Annotated in this window: 20 protein-coding genes and 2 tRNA genes; 13 read left to right on the forward strand and 9 right to left on the reverse strand. The window is 63.7% G+C overall.

Annotated features, from left to right (window positions below; all coding sequences use genetic code 11):
- Positions 1 to 55: 55 nt before the first annotated feature.
- Entirely contained in the window at positions 56 to 517 is a 462-nt protein-coding gene (locus tag OEW28_RS14530; protein ID WP_263735522.1) for an Lrp/AsnC family transcriptional regulator, read from the forward strand.
- Positions 518 to 581: 64 nt separating this feature from the next.
- On the opposite strand, the gene OEW28_RS14535 is transcribed toward OEW28_RS14530, so the two are convergent.
- Entirely contained in the window at positions 582 to 1,766 is a 1,185-nt protein-coding gene (locus tag OEW28_RS14535; protein ID WP_263735523.1) for a cytochrome P450, read from the reverse strand.
- A gap of 85 nt (positions 1,767 to 1,851) precedes the next feature.
- Here OEW28_RS14535 and OEW28_RS14540 point away from each other — a divergent pair, with 85 nt between their 5' ends.
- The 5 genes from OEW28_RS14540 (at position 1,852) to OEW28_RS14560 (ending at position 8,194) form a co-directional block, all read left to right on the forward strand.
- Positions 1,852 to 3,576 carry a sensor histidine kinase gene (locus OEW28_RS14540; RefSeq protein WP_263735524.1) on the forward strand — a complete coding sequence of 575 codons (1,725 nt, stop codon included), beginning with the start codon at positions 1,852 to 1,854 and terminating at the stop codon, positions 3,574 to 3,576.
- Positions 3,573 to 4,814, forward strand: a complete 1,242-nt coding sequence (locus OEW28_RS14545) for a sigma-54-dependent transcriptional regulator (protein ID WP_263735525.1) — start codon at positions 3,573 to 3,575, stop codon at positions 4,812 to 4,814. Before OEW28_RS14540 ends, OEW28_RS14545 begins: the two co-directional genes overlap by 4 nt.
- A gap of 223 nt (positions 4,815 to 5,037) precedes the next feature.
- Positions 5,038 to 6,045: a TRAP transporter substrate-binding protein gene (locus OEW28_RS14550; RefSeq protein WP_263735526.1), complete on the forward strand. Its 1,008-nt coding sequence runs from the start codon at positions 5,038 to 5,040 to the stop codon at positions 6,043 to 6,045.
- Between the two features lie 76 nt (positions 6,046 to 6,121).
- On the forward strand, positions 6,122 to 6,802 hold the full coding sequence (locus OEW28_RS14555) for a TRAP transporter small permease (RefSeq protein WP_263735527.1): 681 nt from the start codon (positions 6,122 to 6,124) through the stop codon (positions 6,800 to 6,802).
- A gap of 3 nt (positions 6,803 to 6,805) precedes the next feature.
- Complete coding sequence (locus OEW28_RS14560) at positions 6,806 to 8,194, forward strand: TRAP transporter large permease (protein WP_263735528.1); 1,389 nt, start codon at positions 6,806 to 6,808, stop codon at positions 8,192 to 8,194.
- On the opposite strand, the gene OEW28_RS14565 is transcribed toward OEW28_RS14560, so the two are convergent.
- From OEW28_RS14565 to OEW28_RS14590, 6 genes are all read right to left on the reverse strand, one after another.
- Positions 8,187 to 9,119, reverse strand: coding sequence for a DMT family transporter (locus OEW28_RS14565; RefSeq protein ID WP_263735529.1), 933 nt, complete (start codon positions 9,117 to 9,119; stop codon positions 8,187 to 8,189). The two genes, OEW28_RS14560 and OEW28_RS14565, sit on opposite strands and share 8 nt — an antisense overlap.
- 97 nt (positions 9,120 to 9,216) lie before the next feature.
- Entirely contained in the window at positions 9,217 to 9,966 is a 750-nt protein-coding gene (tpiA, locus tag OEW28_RS14570) for a triose-phosphate isomerase (RefSeq protein WP_263735530.1), read from the reverse strand.
- Positions 9,967 to 9,976: 10 nt separating this feature from the next.
- Positions 9,977 to 10,303 (reverse strand): TfoX/Sxy family protein, encoded by a 327-nt coding sequence (locus OEW28_RS14575; protein ID WP_263735531.1) that lies wholly within the window; start codon positions 10,301 to 10,303, stop codon positions 9,977 to 9,979.
- On the reverse strand, positions 10,300 to 10,668 hold the full coding sequence (locus tag OEW28_RS14580) for a HesB/IscA family protein (RefSeq protein ID WP_263735532.1): 369 nt from the start codon (positions 10,666 to 10,668) through the stop codon (positions 10,300 to 10,302). Before OEW28_RS14580 ends, OEW28_RS14575 begins: the two co-directional genes overlap by 4 nt.
- 149 nt (positions 10,669 to 10,817) lie before the next feature.
- Positions 10,818 to 11,183, reverse strand: a complete 366-nt coding sequence (locus tag OEW28_RS14585) for an SUF system Fe-S cluster assembly protein (protein WP_263735533.1) — start codon at positions 11,181 to 11,183, stop codon at positions 10,818 to 10,820.
- Positions 11,184 to 11,255: 72 nt separating this feature from the next.
- Positions 11,256 to 12,137, reverse strand: a complete 882-nt coding sequence (locus OEW28_RS14590) for a LysR substrate-binding domain-containing protein (protein WP_263735534.1) — start codon at positions 12,135 to 12,137, stop codon at positions 11,256 to 11,258.
- Positions 12,138 to 12,233: 96 nt separating this feature from the next.
- On the opposite strand from OEW28_RS14590, the gene OEW28_RS14595 reads away from it, so the two are divergent.
- Together OEW28_RS14595 and tgt are read left to right on the forward strand one after the other, a co-directional pair.
- A complete protein-coding gene (locus tag OEW28_RS14595; RefSeq protein ID WP_263735535.1) occupies positions 12,234 to 13,019 on the forward strand; it encodes a HalD/BesD family halogenase in 786 nt (261 codons plus the stop codon).
- Positions 13,020 to 13,082: 63 nt separating this feature from the next.
- Entirely contained in the window at positions 13,083 to 14,213 is a 1,131-nt protein-coding gene (gene tgt / locus OEW28_RS14600) for a tRNA guanosine(34) transglycosylase Tgt (RefSeq protein WP_263735536.1), read from the forward strand.
- A 6-nt stretch (positions 14,214 to 14,219) separates the two neighbouring features.
- On the opposite strand, the gene OEW28_RS14605 is transcribed toward tgt, so the two are convergent.
- Positions 14,220 to 15,086 carry a hypothetical protein gene (locus tag OEW28_RS14605; protein WP_263735537.1) on the reverse strand — a complete coding sequence of 289 codons (867 nt, stop codon included), beginning with the start codon at positions 15,084 to 15,086 and terminating at the stop codon, positions 14,220 to 14,222.
- 265 nt (positions 15,087 to 15,351) lie between these two features.
- Here OEW28_RS14605 and lon point away from each other — a divergent pair, with 265 nt between their 5' ends.
- From lon to OEW28_RS14625, 4 genes are all read left to right on the forward strand, one after another.
- Complete coding sequence (gene lon, locus OEW28_RS14610) at positions 15,352 to 17,760, forward strand: endopeptidase La (RefSeq protein ID WP_263735538.1); 2,409 nt, start codon at positions 15,352 to 15,354, stop codon at positions 17,758 to 17,760.
- A 178-nt stretch (positions 17,761 to 17,938) separates the two neighbouring features.
- On the forward strand, positions 17,939 to 18,199 hold the full coding sequence (locus tag OEW28_RS14615) for an HU family DNA-binding protein (protein WP_263735539.1): 261 nt from the start codon (positions 17,939 to 17,941) through the stop codon (positions 18,197 to 18,199).
- 20 nt (positions 18,200 to 18,219) lie between these two features.
- A tRNA-Val gene (locus OEW28_RS14620) sits at positions 18,220 to 18,294 on the forward strand.
- A 167-nt stretch (positions 18,295 to 18,461) separates the two neighbouring features.
- Positions 18,462 to 18,537: transfer RNA gene (locus OEW28_RS14625), tRNA-Val, on the forward strand.
- Positions 18,538 to 18,581: 44 nt separating this feature from the next.
- Here the strand turns inward: OEW28_RS14625 and OEW28_RS14630 are convergent.
- The gene (locus tag OEW28_RS14630) at positions 18,582 to 18,923 is read right to left on the reverse strand and encodes a tyrosine-type recombinase/integrase (RefSeq protein WP_263735540.1); all 342 of its coding nucleotides are present in this window, start codon (positions 18,921 to 18,923) and stop codon (positions 18,582 to 18,584) included.
- A 70-nt stretch (positions 18,924 to 18,993) separates the two neighbouring features.
- On the opposite strand from OEW28_RS14630, the gene OEW28_RS14635 reads away from it, so the two are divergent.
- On the forward strand, positions 18,994 to 19,926 hold the full coding sequence (locus OEW28_RS14635; protein ID WP_263735541.1) for an IS5 family transposase: 933 nt from the start codon (positions 18,994 to 18,996) through the stop codon (positions 19,924 to 19,926).
- Positions 19,927 to 20,025: the final 99 nt, after the last annotated feature.

The raw sequence follows: 20,025 nt of genomic DNA on the forward strand, positions 1-20,025 counted from the left end.
GTTCCAAATGGCGCGCCGTGCGAAACCTTTGTCTTCAAACCGGAGAAAAATCCGAATGTCTGTCCGCCTTGATGACATGGATCGAAAAATTCTGGCTGAGCTGCAAGAGGATGCAGGCCAGTCGCTTGACGAGATCGCGAAAAAGGTCGGTTCCTCGAAGACGCCGGTCTGGAACCGCATCCGCAAGTTGAGAGAAGCGGGCGTGATCGGAAGGCAGACGGCGATTCTGGACCCGGAGGCACTTGGGCTGGAGGCTTGCTTCTTCGTCCTGATCCGCACGTCGGAGCACGAGGCGGAGTGGCAGCGCAGGTTCCTCAAGGCGCTGAAGGACCGGCCCGAGGTTCTGGAGGCGCACCGTCTGGCCGGCGACATCGACTACATCCTCAAGGTGCGGGTGAAGAACGCGCGGGCCTATGACATCTTCTACCAGGCACTGATTTCCGAGGTGAAGATCCACAACGTCACTGCGCTTCTGTCGATGGAAGAGATCAAGTCGACGACGCTGCTGCCGTTGTGATCAGCGGAGGGCCGGGGGGCTGTCTGCCCCCCTGACCCCCGAGGATACTTGAGAGAAGAAGACGTCAGCGGACCCGGACAACCAGGCTTTCCAGTCCATGGAAGTGGTAGAGGTTTGCGTAGCGCGGTGGCGCGGCAAACGTGAGTCCGGGGCAGCGGTCGAACAGGATCGGCAGCGCGATCTGCAGTTCCATGCGGGCAAGGGGGGCGCCCACGCAGAAGTGCAGGCCCGCGCCGAAGCTGAGGTTGGCCCTGACCGGTCGGGCGGGGTTGAAGCGGCCGGGTTCGTCCCAAGCGGCCGGATCGCGGTTCGCCGCGGCCAGGAGGCAGCCGACCTGATCGCCCCTGCGAAAAGTGTGGCCGGCAAGCTCGACGTCCTCGTAGGCCCAGCGGGTGAAGAGGTGAAGCGGCGGATCGTGGCGCAGGATCTCCTCCACCGTCGACTCGACTCGATCGGGGGTGAGCACGGCGCTGCCATGCCGGCTTTCCACAAGCGCCTTCACGCCGTTGCCGATCGTGTGGACCGTCGCCTCGTGCCCCGCATTCAGAAGAAGGATACAGGTGGCGATCAGCTCATCTGTCGAAAGCCGTTCGCCATCGCTTTCGGCCGCGATGAGTTGGGTGATGAGGTCGTCGGCGGGCTTGTCGCGGCGATTGTCGACATAGGCGCGCAAATAGGCCGCGAATGCTTGCGTCGCGGCGACGGCGGCGTCCTCGGTCGCGCGGGTGCGGCGGGCCTGGTACATGCCCACCATCGCGTTCGACCAGGCCAGCATACGGCTGCCGTCCGCTTCGGGGACGCCGAGCAGGCGGCAGACGATCGTCACCGGGAGTGTTTGCGCAAAGGCTTGGATCAGGTCGAAGTCGCCCGCAGGAAACCTGTCGATCAGATCATGGCAGAGGGTCTCGATCTCTTGGGCGAGGCTCGCGATGCGGCGCGAAGTGAAGGCGCGCAGGACAAGAGAGCGCAACCGCGTGTGGCGCGGCGGCTCAAGCTCCAGCATCGAATGCGCCTCGACCGCATAGAAGGGGGCCAGGTGTTGGGCGACCGGCGCGCGCGACTCGGATGGTACCTCGCGTCCGAAGCGCCGGTCGCGCAGGATCGCGCCGACCACGGCAGCGGAAGTGGCGCATATGAGCCCGTAGTCCTTCCAGAAGAACAAAGAGCCGCCGGCGCGCGCCTTTTCGTAGAATGGATACGGGTCCTGTATGAAGCCGGGATCGGTGGGAGATTGGGACAGGTGTTGCATCGATCACCTCTGTGAAGGCGCAGCAAGGCGAATGCCACTGGCCAAGGCAAGCCCGTCTTTCTAACCTGTGTGACCGGGAGGAACAATGAACCGTCGCCTGATGCTCATACCGGCCTATGTGCTGGCAAGCGCGCTGCTGGCCTATGGCGTGTGGCTTCATGCCTATGCGGGCGAGCTTTCGCGTCTGGCGGACCGCGGGCAGGCTGACCTTGTGCTGGCCGGCGACCGGCTGACCGGAGAATTGCGCCGCTACCGCGAACTGGCCGTATTGCTGGCCGATCATCCCGCGATCCTTGCACGGGCCGAGGGCGAAGGCGATCAGGATGCGGTGGAGGCGCTGTTCCTGCGGTCGGCCGACAAGACCGGGGCCATGGACATTTCGCTTGTCGCGCCAGGGGGGCGGGTGCTTGCAGCCTCGACCGGGGTGGCGGCCTACCGCGCGCCTTACGTCGGGCGGGCGTTTCAGGGGGCGCTCGGGTTTTCGCACGCGGTGGACGCGGGGCAGGGGCGGCGCGCCTTTGCCTATGCCGCGCCGGTCCATGCCGAGGGCAGGATCCCGGCGGCGGTGGTCGTCAGGATCGGAACCGAGCGGGTCGAGGCGACATGGCGCGGCGATCCGCTGACGGTCTTCTTCACTGATGACGAGAACGTTGTTTTCGTGGCCAGCCGCGAAGAGCTGGTCCTGCGCCGCCGAACTGCCGGTGGGGGCTCGCCCCCCGGCTATCCGGAAGGGGCGTTGCGCGACTTCATCCCGCATGAGACCCGCGTTGTCGCCGGTTACGAGATCTGGAACCTCCAGGGAGGACCCTATCTGCCGGCTGAGGCGATTCACCTTGCGCGGCCGTTCCCCGTGGTGGAACTCGTGGCCGAGGCGCTGATCGACACGGCGCCCGCCTGGCGGCAGGCGACGCTGCTTTCGTTCGTTGCCGGGGCGGTTGCCCTGGGTCTGGGCGCGGTGGTGTTCGCTCTTGTCGAGCGGCGGCGCGCGCTAGCCCTGAAGCTGGCCGCCGAGGCCGAGGCCAATGCCAAGCTGGAGGCGCGGGTGGAAGAGCGGACCCGCGCGCTGAGCGAGGCCAACCAGCAACTGCGCCAGACACAGGCCGAGCTGGTCCAGGCCGGCAAGCTTTCGGCCCTGGGGCAGATGTCCGCCGGGATCAGCCACGAACTGAACCAGCCACTGATGGCGATCCGATCCTACGCCGAAAACGCGGGGCTTTTCCTTCAGCGAGAAGAGCCGGCCCGGGCGGCCGACAACCTTGCGCGGATCTCGGAGCTTGCGCGCAGGATGGGGCGCATCATCAAGAACCTGCGCGCCTTCGCACGGCAGGAAAGCGAGGCGATCGGCAACGTCGACCTGGTCGGTGTCGTTGATGCGGCGCTTGAACTCACGGAAGCGAAGCTCAGGGGGGCTGGTGTCGCGCTGCACTGGCAGCCGCCGGCGCAATCGGTGATGGTGCGTGGCGGCGAAGTGAGGTTGCAGCAGGTCGCAGTGAACCTGCTTTCCAACGCGGCCGACGCCTTGCAGGGACAACCGGATGGTGTGATCTCGATCGGCATCGTTCGAGATGGCGGACGGATCAGGCTGAGCGTGGCCGATAACGGTCCCGGTATCGTCGAACCGGAACGCATCTTCGACCCGTTCTATTCGACCAAGGAGGTCGGGCACAGCGAGGGTATGGGGTTGGGGCTGTCGATCTCTTACGGCATCGTGCATAGCTTTGGCGGCGCGATAGCCGGGCGCAACCGGGCCGAAGGCGGGGCGGAGTTTACGGTCGAGCTGGACGCGGCAGAGGTCGAGGTGGCGGCATGACGGTGAACCGGGCAGGGCGCGTGCTTCTGGTGGATGACGATCGCGCGGTGCGCGAGGCGCTTGGGCAGACCTTGGAGCTGGCGGATCTGAGGCCGACGCTTGCGGGCAGCTACATCGAGGCCAAGGACCATATCGGGCCGGATTTCGACGGCATCGTCGTGACCGACATCAGGATGCCCGGCAAGGATGGGTTTGCCCTTCTGGACCACGCCCGCGAAGTGGACCCCGAGCTTCCCGTCATTCTGCTGACGGGTGAAGGCGATATTCCCATGGCTGTCCGGGCGATGGCAGCCGGAGCCTTTGACTTCCTTGAAAAGCCTTGCGATCCGAAGGCATTGCTGTCCATCGTCGAAAAAGCGCTCAGGACCCGCGCGCTGGTGATGGAAAACCGCGCGCTGAAACGCGAGCTCAGACGCGGCGATGCCGCCGCCCGGATGCTGGTGGGAACTTCGGCCCTTGCCGAGCAGATGCGGGATGCCGCCCGGGCCGCTGCGCGCACCTCGGCCGAGGTGCTGATCTCGGGCCCGGCGGGAGCGGGTACTTCGAAGGTGGCCGAGGTGATCCACCTGCTTTCCGCCGCCGCGATGCGGCCGTTCCTGAAGCTGGCGGCGGTGAATTTGACGGCCGAGTTGCTGACGGCGGCCTTCGAAAAGGCCGATGGCGGAACGATCTTTCTGGATGAGGTCGCGGCCTTGCCGGCGGCTGCGCAGTTCGCGCTGCTGGATCTGCTGGATGGTCACGCGGGAACCCGCGTCATCGCGGGCACCTATCGGAATCTTGCCGCCGAGGCCCAGGAGGGCCGTTTCAACCCCGACCTCTATTGGAAGCTGGATGTGGTGCGGGTGCGCATCCCCGCTCTGAAAGAGCGGCCAGAGGACATTCCGGTGCTGTTCCGTCACTACGTTTCGCTCGCCTGCGAACAATCGGGCTTGGTGCCGCCCGAAATCACACCCGCTGTCATCGCCCGGCTTATGGCGCAGGACTGGCCGGGCAATGCGCGGGCTTTGATGGGGGCGGCGATGCGCTTTGCGATGGGGGTCGAACAAGCGCCCGAGGGCAAGCCCGTGCTGGGGCTTGCCGAACAGATGGCGCAGGTCGAGCAATCGCTTCTCATCGACGCCTTGCGTCGCCACGGCGGCCACGCGACAGAAGCCGCCGCCGAGCTAAGGCTTCCGCGCAAGACCTTCTACGACAAGCTTGCCCGGCACTCGATTCGGCCTGAGGACTATCGCAGTTAGTGTGCGGAAATCCGCACATTGGGCACCATGCTCTGTGTGAAGTTTCGCCAACCACGCAAGGCGTGAAGTCGCGGTTCTGTCCCTAGTGTGTTGTAAATAAATAATAAAAATGCAATTCACAGCCGCTTTATCGAAATCGTTGATTGCATCGCCCTCACGCGCATCCTTGGCTTGGGTCCACGGATCGCTCCGTGGGGCAATGGAATACATACGGGAGGAACCGATGATTAAGACCCTGACCACCATGACCGCCATGGCCGTCGCCCTGTCTGCTGGCGCGGCTCTGGCCTCGTCCGGCTGCGACGACGGCGAGATCGTGATCAAGTTCGCCCACGTGACGAACACCGACAAGCATCCCAAGGGCATCGCCGCCTCGCTTTTCGCGGACCGCGTGAACAACGAGATGGACGGCAAGGCCTGCATGGAGGTCTACCCGAACTCCACGCTTTATGACGACGATCAGGTGCTTGAGGCGATGCTGCAGGGCGACGTCCAGTTCGCCGCGCCGTCGCTGTCCAAGTTCGAGACCTTCACCAAGCAGTTCCAGATCTTCGACCTTCCCTTCATGTTCAGGGACATCGAGGCGGTCGACGGATTCCAGAATTCGGAAACCGGCCAGAAGATGAAGGAATCGATGGTCCGCCGCGGGCTTCTGGGGATGGAATTCTGGCACAACGGCCTGAAGCAGATGTCGGCCAACAAGCCGCTCACGCTTCCCGAGGACATGCAGGGCCTAAAGATCCGCGTTCAGCCCTCGGACGTGATCGTGGCGCAGATGGAAGCGCTTGGCGCCTCGCCCCAGCCGATGGCCTTTGCCGAGGTCTACGGCGCGCTTCAGACCGGAGTTGTCGATGGCCAGGAAAACACCTGGTCGAACATCTACGGCCAGAAGTTCTACGAGGTGCAGGATGGCACGACCGAGACCAACCACGGCGTTCTTGACTACCTCGTCGTGACCTCGGTCGACTGGATGGACAGCCTGCCCGAAGACGTGCGGACCCAGCTCTCGACGATCCTGAACGAAGTGACGGTCGAGCGTAACGCGGCCGTCAACCAGGTCGACGCCGAGGCACGCCAGTCGATCCTCGACGCCGGCGGCGTGATCCGCGAACTGACGGACGAACAGCGTCAGGCCTGGGTCGACGCCATGAAGCCCGTCTGGAACCAGTTCGCCGAGGGCGTGGGCCAGGATAACATCGACGTCGCGCAGTCCTTCAACGGCGGAAGCTGATCCGAAGGCCGCACAGTGAACTCAATCCGGGTCCGGCATCAGGCCGGGCCCGGCGTTTCCGGGGGAGGAGACGGGGATGACCACCCGATATGTGCCGCAATCGCGGCTTGGCCGGTTCGTGCACGGCTTCGAGGAAACCTTCATCGCGATAATCCTTGGTGCGATGACGCTGATCACCTTCGTCAACGTCGTGCTGCGCTACGTATTCAATTCGTCCCTGATCTGGGGACTTGAGGCGACCTCCATCCTTTTCGCCTGGCTGGTGCTTTTCGGGATGTCCTATGCCGTGAAGGTCACGGCCCATCTGGGTGTCGACGCGATCATCAACATCCTTCCCCATCGCGGCCGGCGCGTGCTTGCACTGGTGTCGGCGGCGCTTTGCCTGGCCTACGCCCTCCTTCTGCTGAAGGGTGCGTGGGATTACTGGGCGCCCTTTGGCGGATACCAGCAGACCGGCGGGCGCTGGTTCCCGACGGGCTTCATAAAGACGCGGGATCAAGCCTGGTACGTGACCGAAACGATCCCGATGCTGGACTGGCTGCGCTTCATCGAGCCGGTGTTCAACCAGGGCGAAGTCTATGAAAAGCTGCCCCGCTTCATCCCCTACGCCATTCTTCCCATCGGCTGTGCTCTGCTCTTGTTCCGTCTGGTTCAGGCAACCGTGGAAATCGTTCGCGGCACCCGCAGCAGCCTGATCGTGAGCCACGAGGCCGAGGACGCGATCGAAGACGTCCGCCACATGAATTACGAGGAATAAGATATGGAAGTTGTTCTTCTTTTCGTGATGGTCGTCGGGTTCATGCTGGTCGGCGTGCCGATCGCCGTCTCGCTTGGCCTTGCCTCGACGTTGTTCCTGCTGTGGTTTTCCGACACCTCGCTGGCGTCCATCGCGCAGACGCTTTACCAGGCGATGGAGGGGCACGCGACCCTTCTGGCGATCCCGTTCTTCATCCTCGCATCCAGCTTCATGTCCACGGGCGGCGTGGCCAAGCGGATCATCCGCTTTTCGATCGCCTGCGTTGGGCATCTTCCGGGCGGGCTGGCAATCGCCGGGGTCTTTGCCTGCATGCTGTTCGCCGCGCTGTCGGGGTCCAGCCCCGCGACTGTGGTCGCCATCGGTTCCATAGTCATCGCAGCCATGCGGCAGGTCGGATACTCCAAGGACTTCGCCGCCGGAGTGATCTGCAACGCAGGCACGCTTGGCATCCTGATACCGCCGTCGATCGTCATGGTCGTCTATGCCTCGGCCACCGATGTTTCGGTCGGGCGCATGTTTCTGGCGGGGGTGTTCCCAGGGCTTCTGGCTGGCGGCATGCTGATGGTAGCAATCCTTGGCATCGCGATATGGAAGAAGCTGCCCAAGGGCGAATGGCAGGGCTGGGGCGAAGTCGCCGAAAGCTTCGCCGAGGCGTTCTGGGGCTTGATGTTGATCGTCATCATCATGGTTGGGCTTTACGGCATTCCGGGCATAACCGGAGCGATCTTCACGCCGACAGAGGCCGCGGCCGTCGCCTCGATCTGGGCCTTCATCGTCGCGACATTTGTCTATCGCGACATGGGGCCGCTGTCGAAAGAAGGCGGCAACATCAGCCTGTGGAGAAAACCGCAGGCGCTGATCACCGCCCTGGTCCATCCCGACACCAAGAACACGCTGTTCGAGGCGGGAAAGCTGACCATCACGCTCATGTTCATCATCGCCAACGCGCTGATCCTCAAGCACGTTCTGACGGACGAACAGATCCCGCAAAAGATCGCGGCGGCAATGCTGGACGCGGGGTTCGGCAAGATCATGTTCCTGGTGATCGTGAACGTCATCCTTCTGATCGGCGGGCAGTTCATGGAACCCTCGGGGCTGATCCTGATTGTGGCGCCCCTGGTCTTTCCGATCGCCATCAACCTTGGCGTCGATCCGATCCACCTGGGCATCATCATGGTGGTGAACATGGAAATCGGGATGATCACGCCGCCCGTGGGCCTGAACCTGTTCGTGACCTCGGGTGTTGCGGGCATGTCGATGATGCGGGTGGTCAAGGCAGCACTGCCGTTCCTTGGCATCCTTTTCATCTTCCTGATCATCGTGACCTATGTCCCGATCCTGTCCACCTGGCTTCCGACCGAGGTGATGGGGCCGGAAACCGTGGTCAGGTAACCTCTGCCGCCGCCCGGTTTGACCGGGCGGCGCGCCCTTGGGCGATCAGCACGCCGGCAAGCACGACCAGCGCCCCCAGGGCCTGTGCCCAGTTGAAGCCGCCGCCCAGGGCCCACGCGATCATCATCACGTAGAAGGGGGCTGCGTTGAAGTGCATCGAGGCGATGCCAATCCCAAGCCGTTCGACCCCCATCAGCCACAGCAGGTGCGACAGGCCGATCGATCCCATGCCGTAGAAAAGCGCGATCGTCAGCGCATCAGGATCGGTCAGCAGAACGCCCGCTGCCGCGCCAAATCCGTCGGCGGCGCTGCTGATCACGGTCATGGTCAGGCCTGCCGCGACGAAGGGCAAGGCCGCGCGTCCGAGCGGTGAAAGCGGCGCAAGATCCACGACGGCCGCCCGCGATCCCCAGCAATAGATGATGACGGACGCCAGCATGGCAAGCGCGCCAAGACCCAGGTTAAGGCTGCCAAGCCCCGCCGCGTAGGCCGCGGTTCCGCCCGTCAGCGTCAGAACAAGGCCCGCCACAAGCCGTCGGGTCAGGCGCCGGCCGTCAAGCAGACATTCAAGCGCGATGCCGATCACCGGTGTCGTGGCCGATACGATCGCGACGGTCACGCCGTCGGTGCGGCTTTGCGCAAAGGTCAGCAGGAAACTGGTCGCACCGAAGCCGACGGCGCCGATCAGGGCGACCCTGCGCCAGTGGATGCGCGGAAAATCCCTGCGCCCCTCAAACGCGAGCCAAAGCGGAAGAAGGAAGGCAGCAGCAAGCAACATCCGGAGCGTTGCAAGGTGCAGCGGGGCAACCTGTTCCAGCAGAACGTCGCCTGCGGGAAACCCGGCGGCCCAGATCAGCATGGAACCGGCGGCAATCACGTTGCCCTGGACTCCGGGTGCCGTGGGTCGTGGATGGCTTGCGAGCATTTGGGTCGGGCCCTCGGGTTCCGGAAAAGGCCCGGGGATGGTCCCGCCTTTGCCTGTCACGGGCGCGTCCGTTCACGACGCGTGCGTGACGCAAATGTCAGGCTGAAGCCGCCGAAAGCGCCGCGACGATCGGGCCGAAGTCCTCGGCTTTCAGGCTTGCGCCGCCAACCAGCGCGCCGTCCACATTCGAAACCGCGAAGATCTCTGCCGCGTTTCCGGGTTTGACGGACCCGCCGTACAGCAGGCTGATATCGCTGCCCTGATCGAACCGCGCGACCAGTTGCGCGCGCAGGAAATCGTGAACCTCTGCGATCTGTTCCAAAGTTGGCGTGCGGCCCGTGCCAATGGCCCAGACCGGCTCGTAGGCGATCACCGTGTTGGCTGCGGTCGCGGTATCGGGCACCGATCCGGTGACCTGCACGGCGACGACATCAAGCGTGCGGCCCGCGTCACGGTCAGCCTCGGTCTCACCTACGCAGACGACGGCGATCAATCCGGCTGCGTGCGCGGCGTCGGTCTTTGCGCGAACGAGCGCGTCGGTTTCTCCGTGATCGGCGCGGCGTTCGGAGTGACCGAGGATCACATGAGTCGCACCCGCGTCAGCCAACATCGCGGCGGACACGTCCCCGGTGTGCGCGCCCGCAACGCCGGTGTGGCAATCCTGACCTCCGATCCGGACCGAGCGCCTGTCCGGAAGCGCCGCCGCAGCAGCGACAAGGGTCGCGGGCGGACAGATCAGGACGTCGCAGGCAGGGTCGGGAAAGGCAGACGCCAAGGCTTCGATCTGGGCAAGGTTGCCCTTTGTGCCGTTCATCTTCCAGTTCCCCGCCGCCAGTTTCCGCCGCATCCGCTGCCCCTTACTCCAGATGGTTCAAAGCTTCGGTCGCCAGATTGCAGGCCAGCGCCGGGTCGTCAAGCGCCGCATCGGGCAAACGGAAATAAGGCATGTCGACCGGCTTGCGGCCCGGACGCTGATATGACCAGCGCTCCCACCCTTCGGCGGTCAACCGATCCGAGAAGGGTCCGGCGGCCTTGAGCCACAGCGAGCCGTCCGAGTGGAGCAGGGCGAAGATCACGCCGCCCCTGTAAAGGCAGAGCCCACCCATCATCTTGCGTGTCGTCAGGGGACCGATTTGGTGGAAAAGGTCAAGCGCGAAGGCGATGTCGGCGTCCGAAACGCTCATGCGTCGGCGCTGCCCGGCGCGTCCTTGAACTTGATGGATTCGCCGCAACCGCAGGCCTCGGCAACGTTGGGGTTGTTGAACCGGAAACCGCTTTCCAGCAACGATGACTCATAGTCGATCTCGGTGCCGAACAGGAACATCTGCGCCATCGGGGCGATCATCACCCGCGCACCTTCCTGTTCCACGACCTCATCCATGGGGCCGGCTTCCGCCGCAAACTCCATGGTGTATTCCATGCCCGCGCAGCCGCCCTTCTTGACGCCCAGCTTGAGCCCGAAGGAATTGTCGCGCGCCATCAGCCGCGTGATCTGGGCGACCGCGCGGGGCGTGAGCGTGACCGGGGGCTTGCCGGGAATGCCAAACATGTCCGTCTCCATTTCCTCTTGAACCAATCTAATGGCCGGGACGACCGATCTCAAGCGGGGTAGGGCGCACCGATCATGTGATCCCGTTCACAGATTCGGGCGCAGCGAGCTTCACCTTGCCTGGCTGATGATGCGGTCCGGTTGGATGCCTACATGAACCCGAGTTCCAGACGCGCCTCGTCCGACATCATGTCCATGCCCCACTGCGGTTCGAAGGTCATTTCGACATCAACCTGCTTGACGCCGTCCAGCGGTTCGACCGCGTCGGCAACCCAGCCCGGCATCTCGCCCGCCACGGGGCATCCCGGCGCCGTCAGTGTCATGACAATGCTGACCTCGTTCTCGGGCGAAATCTCGATCGTGTAGATCAGGCCAAGATCGAAGATGTTGACCGGGATTTCGGGGTCGTAAACGGTCCGGCAAGCCTCAACCACGCTGTCGTAAAGCGGGTGGTCGGTGGTCGAGGGCTTGATCAGGGGCGCGCCTTCGATGGGCTCTTTCGGTTCGACTGTCATGGTCTCTCGCTCGGTTCCTGAGCAAATATATAAGGAATGGAGCGGATCAGGTCCAGAGGCGAAAGGCCGGGGTCACGGCGTGGTGGCCTTGTGCCGCAGATGCGCGATCAAGTTCTGCATGTCCACGCGGCGCGCACGACCGTGCGGCAGCACCACGACATAGGGCATTTGCATCGGCATTTGTGACGGGTGAATCTGCGTGAGTTTGCCGTTTTCGATGTCCGGTGCCGCCATCCGGTATTGGATCAGCGCGACGCCCAGGCCCGCGCGGGCGACGGCAAGCGCCATGCCGGACTGACCGACGCGGGTGCCGTGCGCCGGGTTGGCGATACGCGGGATGCCGGCGTGCGCGAAGAACCTGGCCCACGAAGGCTGCGTCACGTAGTTTGGGCCCCAGTGGGTGTGGATGAAATCCGACTCTTCCAGGTCCTCGATCGCCTGGATTGCGCGGGTCGGGGCCGCCACGGCGATGATCGCGTCGGTGAACAGTTCTTCAATGTGATGGCCCGGATAGTAGGCGGCGCCGTAGGTCAGGCGAAGGTCGGCCCCGTCGCGTGCAAAGGCGACCGGATCTTCCTCGATGCGGATGTCGAGCCCGCCCGGCGTTCGGTACCCCTCAAGCGCCGGGGCCAGCCAGTTTTCCGCCACCGAGGGCAGGACCGAAAGAACCAGACGCGGGCGCGTGTTGCCTTCGCGGACCTGCTCGGCCAGTGCCGCGACATCGGAAAGCGCCTGTTCAAGCCGCGGATAGATCTCTCGTCCCGCGTCGGTCAGGAAAAGCTGGTTGCCTTGCCGCACGAACAGCCGCTTGCCAAGGAAATCCTCCAGATTGCGCACCTGTTGGCTGACTGCGGCCGAGGTCACGCCCAGCTCGGCGCCAGCCTGAACGAAGCTCAGGTGTCGGGCCGCAGCTTCGAACGTGCGCAACGCGTTGAGGGGAGGAAGAGTGCGCATGGGATTGACCGCATATTTTCTTTTGGACATCGAAATTAAATACGGTTGCAAACTGGCTGTCACGGAACAAATGCTGGATCAAACAGAGAGGACGCCATGCAATCCATCGTCGATCTTCATCGCTATCCCCTTGACCATCAGGAAAGCCCAGAGTGGCTGGCCCTCGTGGATCGCGCGAAGGCCGATCTGGCGCGCGAAGGCATGTTCAACCTGGATGGTTTCGTCCGTCCCGACATGTTGCGCGACGCGGTTGCCGAGCTTTCGCCGAAGTTCGCGGCCGAGGCTTTCACCCATAAGCGCCGTCACAACATCTATTTTCGCAAGACGATCGAAGGTCTTGCCCCCGATCATCCGGCGCTGCGAGAGGTCGAAACGATCAATCGCACGCTGTGCGCAGATCAGGTCGGCGGCGCGATCAAGGCGCTGTACGAATGGCCCGCCTTCGCAGCCTTCCTTGCCGCGACCATGGACAAGCCGGCGCTCTACCCTATGGTCGATCCGCTCGCTGCGCACAACGTCATGTGCTACCAGGCGGGCGAGGGGCTGAACTGGCATTTCGACCGGTCCGAGTTCACCGTAACGCTGCTGCTGCAGGCGCCTGATGCGGGCGGAGACTTCGAATACCGAAGCGATCTTCGAACCGACGACGATCCGAACTATGACGGCGTGGCGCGGCTGCTGAACGGCGCGGACCCCGAATTACGCCGCCTGTCGCTGAGCGCGGGCACCCTGAACGTCTTTCGCGGCAAGAACACGGCGCATCGCGTCACGCCTGTCCAGGGGGGCAAGGACCGGATCATCGCGGTCCTGACCTACTACGAACGCCCCGGCGCGCGCTTCACGGCAGAAGAGCAGATCGGATTTTACGGTCGAGCGGCCTGAGGCGTGGCGATTTTTGCAAAGGTGAATAGGCAAGGCGAGTGGCTTGCGCTATAGGCGCGGGCCATGACCCAGACCTTTTCCTTGACCATGGAAGCCACGGACGGCAAGGCCCGCACCGGCATCATCCGAACCCCGCGCGGCGAGATCCGGACACCCGCCTTCATGCCCGTGGGAACGGCCGGCACCGTCAAGGCCATGCTGCCCGAAAGTGTGCGTGCGACCGGGGCCGACATCCTGCTTGGTAACACCTACCACCTGATGCTGCGCCCCACGGCGGAACGCATCGCGCGTCTGGGCGGCCTGCACAAGTTCATGAACTGGGATCGCCCGATCCTGACTGATTCCGGCGGGTTCCAGGTGATGAGCCTTGCCGCGCTCAGGAAGCTGACCGAAGAGGGCGTGCGCTTTTCCTCCCATATCGACGGGTCCAAGCACATGCTCAGCCCCGAACGGTCGATGGAAATACAGCGGCTTCTTGGCTCGGACATCGTGATGTGCTTCGACGAATGCCCCGCGCTACCCGCTTCGATCGAGACGGTGGCGGATAGCATGCGGCTGTCGATGCGGTGGGCGGAACGTTCGAAGGCGGCGTTCGGCGACCGGCCGGGGCACGCGCTGTTCGGGATCCAGCAGGGTGGCGTGACGCAGGACCTTCGTGCCGAAAGCGCCGAGGCGCTGCGCGCGATCGGGTTTGACGGATATGCCGTCGGCGGCCTTGCCGTGGGAGAGGGGCAGGAGGCGATGTTCGGTGTCCTTGACTACGCCCCGGACATGCTTCCCGCGGACAAGCCGCGCTACCTTATGGGCGTGGGCAAGCCCGACGACATCGTTGGCGCGGTCGAACGCGGCATCGACATGATGGACTGTGTCCTTCCCTCGCGTTCGGGGCGGACGGGGCAGGCCTGGACGCGCCGCGGGCAGGTCAACATCAAGAACGCCCGCCACATGGACGATCCGCGCCCGCTGGACGAACACTGCACCTGTCCGGCCTGCCGCAGCTATTCGCGCGCATACCTGCACCACGTCTTCCGCGCTGGAGAGATGATTTCGGGAATGCTGCTGACCTGGCACAACCTGCACTACTACCAGGAATTGATGCAGGGTCTGCGCGACGCCATCGCCGGCGCGCGCCTGAGGGACTTCGTGCGTGACTTCCACGCCTTGAGGGCCGAGGGCGATATCGAGCCGATCTGATCCCGATCAGGCGGCGGCCGCCTTCGCCGGTGCGCCTGAGGGAACCTCTGTCTGCACCGGGCGATGGGCGCGGGCGATCAGGTTGTCGCACAGGCGTCCGTAGCTGTCGTCAAGCCAAGCGGTCACGACCGCCGAAAGCGGAAGCGGGCCATGTGCGACCCTCAGCGTCACGCGCCGGTAGGTGCCATGGTCGCTGACGATCACTTCCTTCCACAACGGCGCGGGACCCCGATCGTCGCGGTAGAGGATCCGGCACCCGTCGCGATCCGCCAGATCTTCGGTTCGGGCGATCGTTGCGGGATCGGCTGCGCCTTCGATGATGCGGTCAAGAACGCGGTCAGGGCTGCCAAGGCCGCGCAGGCTGCCGGTCCAGTCGTGGGCCCCGTAGCCGGTTCCGCTTGCGTTGAACGCGCGAAGAAGGGTTTCGCAGCTTTCGAGGCTCAGCCGGGTTGCCTGCGCGACGTGGCCATGCACAGGAAAGCTGCGCGCGGCCCAGGCGCCAAAGAACAACCGGACCAGGATGACTGCAAGCGCGATGACCAGTGTCGCCTGCAGTGCCGGCGAACGGGCATCTGGCAGGACGCCGGGCGCGGTCATCGCCGCGACGCCTGCGAACATCAGGCGGGCGACGGCCATCGCCTCGATCGTGAAGCGCAGGCGCGGCAGGAACAGCGCCATCGCAAGCGTGGTCGCGCCGATGGCGAAGGTGTAGAGCAGGGCTGCGAATAGCGGCGCAGGCAGCCCCCAGACCCGAATTCCGCCGTAACGGGCGTAAAGCAGGTAGCCCGCCGCGAAGACCAGAAGTGAAACCACACCCAACCTCCGGCGTTCCCGGTAGATCCGTCGCAGCGTGTGTTCGAAGCTTGAGATCATCTGCAGCCGCCCCCTTTCATGCAGAAAGGCAGGGCAATAGGCCCGAATTGTGTCCAAGCGGGGTCGAAACCGGGGAATCGGTCCTGCGATCGGTCGCAATGGCGCGCGTTTCATACGCCATCCTCTTGCCTTCGCCTTTCGAAAGCAGGACAGTCCCGGACAGAGTTGAAGCAGGACCTTTCCGGCCCCATCTAATGGTCCGGAACAGGGGATGGCCGGAGCTGCCACGATGGGGCCGGCGCCATTCTGCAGGAAAGGAAAGTTAATGAGCGAGCAAATGACCCAGACCTATCCGGTGCTGCCACTGCGTGACATCGTGGTCTTCCCGCACATGATCGTGCCCTTGTTTGTCGGGCGGGAAAAATCCGTCCGCGCGCTGGAAGAGGTCATGGCTGATGACAAGCAGATCCTGCTGTCGTCACAGATCGACCCGTCGGTCGATGAGCCGACGACAGAGGGGATCTATCGTTTCGGGGTCTTGGCCAACGTTCTGCAGCTTCTGAAGCTGCCCGACGGCACCGTGAAGGTGCTGGTTGAGGGCAAGGCGCGCGTGCGCATCACGAGCTTCATCGAGAACGAAGCCTTCTTCGAGGCCGAGGCAGAAACCCTTGCGGAATCCGATGGCGATGCGGCCACTATCGAGGCGCTTGTGCGCTCGGTCGCCGAGGAGTTCGAGAAATACGCCAAGATCAAGAAGAACATCCCAGAAGAGGCGCTGGCGACAGTCGCGGAAAGCCGCGACCCCGCCAAGCTTGCCGACCTGGTTTCCGGGCACCTCGGCATTGAGGTGGCGCAGAAGCAGGATCTGCTGGAAACGCTTGAAGTCGCGGAGCGGCTCGAGAAGGTCTACGGCCTGATGCAGGGCGAAATGTCGGTTCTGCAGGTCGAGAAAAAGATCAAGTCCCGCGTGAAAAGCCAGATGGAGCGCACGCAGCGCGAATACTACCTGAATGAGCAGATGAAGGCCATTCAGCGCGAGCTTGGCGACGGCGAAGATGGCCAGAACGAGCTCAACGAGCTGGCGGAAAAGATCCATGCCACCAAGTTTTCGAAGGAGGCGCGTGACAAGGCGGAAGGTGAGCTGAAGAAGCTCAAGTCCATGTCTCCCATGTCGGCCGAGGCGACGGTGGTGCGCAACTACCTGGATTGGCTGCTGAGTCTGCCCTGGGGTGTGAAGAGCCGCGTCAAGAAGGACCTGCGCAAGGCGCAGGAGGTGCTGGACGCCGACCACTACGGGCTTGAGAAGGTCAAGGAGCGGATCGTCGAATACCTGGCCGTGCAGCAGCGCTCGGTCAAGATGAAGGGGCCGATCCTCTGCCTCGTCGGGCCTCCGGGCGTCGGCAAGACCTCGCTTGGCAAATCGGTGGCAAGGGCCACGGGGCGGGAGTTCATCCGCATCTCGCTGGGCGGCGTGCGTGACGAATCCGAGATCCGCGGCCACCGCCGGACCTATATCGGCTCGATGCCCGGCAAGATCATCCAGGCGCTGAAGAAGGCGAAGACCACGAACCCGCTGATCCTGCTCGATGAAATCGACAAGATGGGGCAGGATTTCCGCGGCGACCCGGCCTCGGCGATGCTTGAGGTCCTGGACCCGGAACAGAACAACACGTTCATGGACCACTATCTTGAGGTGGAGTACGACCTTTCGAACGTGATGTTCCTGACCACGGCCAACAGCTACAACATGCCTGGGCCGCTTCTGGACCGGATGGAGATCATCCCGCTTGCCGGCTATACCGAGGACGAGAAGCGCGAGATCGCCAAGCAGCATCTCATTCCGAAGCAGGTCAAGAACCACGGCCTGAAGAGGAAGGAGTTCGCCCTGAGCGACGCGGCACTGCAGGAAATGATCCGCACCTACACCCGAGAGGCGGGTGTGCGGAACCTTGAACGCGAGATCGCCAAGCTGACGCGCAAGGCGCTGACCAGGATCGTGCGCAAGGATGCCGACAGGGTCGAGGTCACGCCGGAAAACCTTGAGGAATTCCTGGGCGTGAAGCGGTTCCGCTACGGTCTGGCCGAAAAGGAAGACCAGGTCGGAGTCGTGACCGGTCTTGCCTGGACGTCGGTTGGTGGCGATCTGCTGTCGATCGAGGCGCTTAAGCTGCCCGGCAAAGGGCGAATGAAGACCACGGGCAAGTTGGGCGACGTGATGAAGGAGTCGATCGACGCGGCATCAAGCTTCGTGCGGTCGATCAGCCCGGAAATCGGCGTGAAGCCTCCGAAGTTCGAAAAGGTCGACATCCACGTGCACGTCCCCGAGGGCGCCACGCCGAAGGACGGACCTTCGGCAGGCGTCGCCATGGTGACGTCGATCGTTTCCGTCCTGACCGGCATCCCCGTCCGCAAGGACATCGCGATGACGGGCGAGGTGACGCTGCGCGGCAACGTGCTGGCCATCGGTGGCTTGAAGGAAAAGCTGCTCGCGGCTCTGAGGGGGGGCATCAAGACCGTGCTGATCCCCGAGGAGAACGCCAAGGATCTGCCCGAAATCCCGGACAACGTGAAATCGGGACTTGAGATCATCCCGGTGTCCCACGTACGGGAGGTCCTGAAGCTCGCGCTGGTTCGCAAGCCTGAACCGGTGGAGTGGGACGAAGCGGCAGAAGAGGCGGCGGCTGCCAAGTCGATTTCGGACAAGAACGACTCGACGGGCGCGGTCGCGCACTGATGCAAGATGGCGGCGGCCGGGGACCTTGCCCGGCCGTCCCCAGTTTTCCATGGCGTGGTCTTGTGCACCGGGCTATCACGGGCGTGAAGCACTCTGGCGGATCATCATGCCCAAACCAAAACCCGAAATGAAAATGCGCGCCGACAAGCAGGTCCCGGAATCCGGGGGGGGCGATCAGTTGCGCAAGAAGGACCTGATCGATCGCGTCGCTGCGTCATCAGGTTCCAAACCCGGCGACGTCAAGAAGGTGGTCGAGGCCGCGCTCGCCTTTATTGCGGAACGGTTGGGACAGGAGGAAACCCTGAATCTGCCGCCACTTGGAAAGCTGACACTGGCAAAACGCAAGGACACCCCGAAGGGTGAGGTCCTGACGTTGAAACTGCGTCGCGCCGGGGCTGAAAAAACCGTCAAGGGCCCCCTTGCGGCGCAGGGCGAATAGCGTTACCTACCCGGCCCATCGGGTGATTAGCTCAGCGGTAGAGCGCTTCGTTCACATCGAAGATGTCAGCGGTTCAAATCCGTTATCACCCACCATCATTACCGAAGGCGCGCCCCGCACGGCGCGCCTTCGTGCTTTAGCGGTCCGCTGGTCTGGCCGGAGTCCAGCAAAAACCTCTACGCCGACTGCGCCTCGGCGCCGTTTCGTCAGCTTCGGTGACCTCTTGCCCAGCCGCAAAAGGCGCGCTATGTCGGCATCCGCAGGGTCGTTAGCTCAGTTGGTAGAGCGCCTCGTTTACACCGAGGATGTCGGGAGTTCGAGTCTCTCACGACCCACCAATGTTTTCAGGGACTTAGCTGGTTTTTACGAGGAGTGCGTGGGTTCATTGAACCTGACTCACTGAACCGAACTCCAGGGCAGCAGCGGCCTTGGCCATGTAATCGGGCGAGAACCGGGCATAGACCGAGCGGGTGATCTGGGTGTTGGAGTGGCCCAGGTACTGGGCGATGAGCTCCATGTCGACCCCGGCCTCGGCCATGTGGACAGCGGCGGTGTGACGGAGCGTGTGCTGCGTGACCTTCTTCAATCCCGAATTGTGGACCGCCGTCATGAAGCCTCGACGGATCGACTGGACGCGATGTCCGGCCCATTCGACGACATATTCGGAGAGGGCCGCTTCCCGGGCAGAGACCAGGGCCGCACGCAGGGTATTGTTGATGGGCACCGTGGGCGTTGTTGCAGAACTCTCGCCGTGTAGGATTCACATTGTGAATCCATGCGGTTAGACGGGCAGCATGAGCAAGCCCAAGCCCGCCCGCTACCGCACCACCAACTGGTCCGCCTACAACGCCGCGCTCAGGAAGCGCGGGTCACTGTCGATCTGGCTGGACAAGGAGATGGCCTGGCACGCGCCGCATGAGGGCCGTACGGGGCGCCCGCCGGTCTTCTCGAACGCGGCGATCCAGTTCTGCCTGTCGATCAAGGTACTGTTCAAGCTGCCGCTCAGACAGACCGCCGGGATGGTCGCAAGCCTGCTGCGGCTGGCGGGGCTGGACTGGCCCGTTCCGGACTACTCGACGCTGTGCCGCAGACAGAAGACCCTGAAGGTGCAGATCCCTTATCGCCGTGCCGACGGGCCGCTGAACCTGCTGGTGGATAGCACCGGCATCAAGTTCCTCGGCGACGGCGAGTGGCAGGCCCGCAAGCATGGTGTCCAGGGAAGACGCCAATGGCGCAAGGTCCATCTGGCCATGGACACCGCCACATCCGACATCCGCGCGGTCGAGTTCACCCCCAGCCGGGGAGGCGACAGCCCCGTCCTGCCAGACCTGCTGGACCAGATCCCAGACGACGAAGACATCGGCACCGTGACCGCAGATGGCGCCTACGATACACGACGCTGCCACAGCGCCATCATCGCGCGCGGTGGCACCGCAATCATCCCGATCCGCAAGAATGGTCGACCGTGGAAGGAGGATTGCCCAGCCGCCCAAGCCCTCAACGAAACCCTCCGCGCCACACGCCACTACGGCCGCGCGTTCTGGAAGCGTTTGACCGGATACCACGCCCGCAGCCGCGCCGAGGCCAAGATGCGCTGCCTCAAGTCTTTCGGCGAGCGCATCGCGGCAAGAGACCCTGACCGCCAAACCGCCGAAATTCACATCCGCGTAGCCCTCATGAACCGCTTCAATGCCCTCGGCACAGCCGAGATCGTTCGCGTGGCCTGAACCTGAAGGGGAAAGGGGAGGTCACGCCTCAGGCAGCGTTTCTGCAACAACGCCGACTTGGATGAAAGCCTCAAACCTTCTGGGTCCCCTTGGCCTTTG

It is taken from the genome of Albidovulum marisflavi, assembly GCF_025751435.1.
GTDB lineage: Bacteria > Pseudomonadota > Alphaproteobacteria > Rhodobacterales > Rhodobacteraceae > Albidovulum > Albidovulum marisflavi.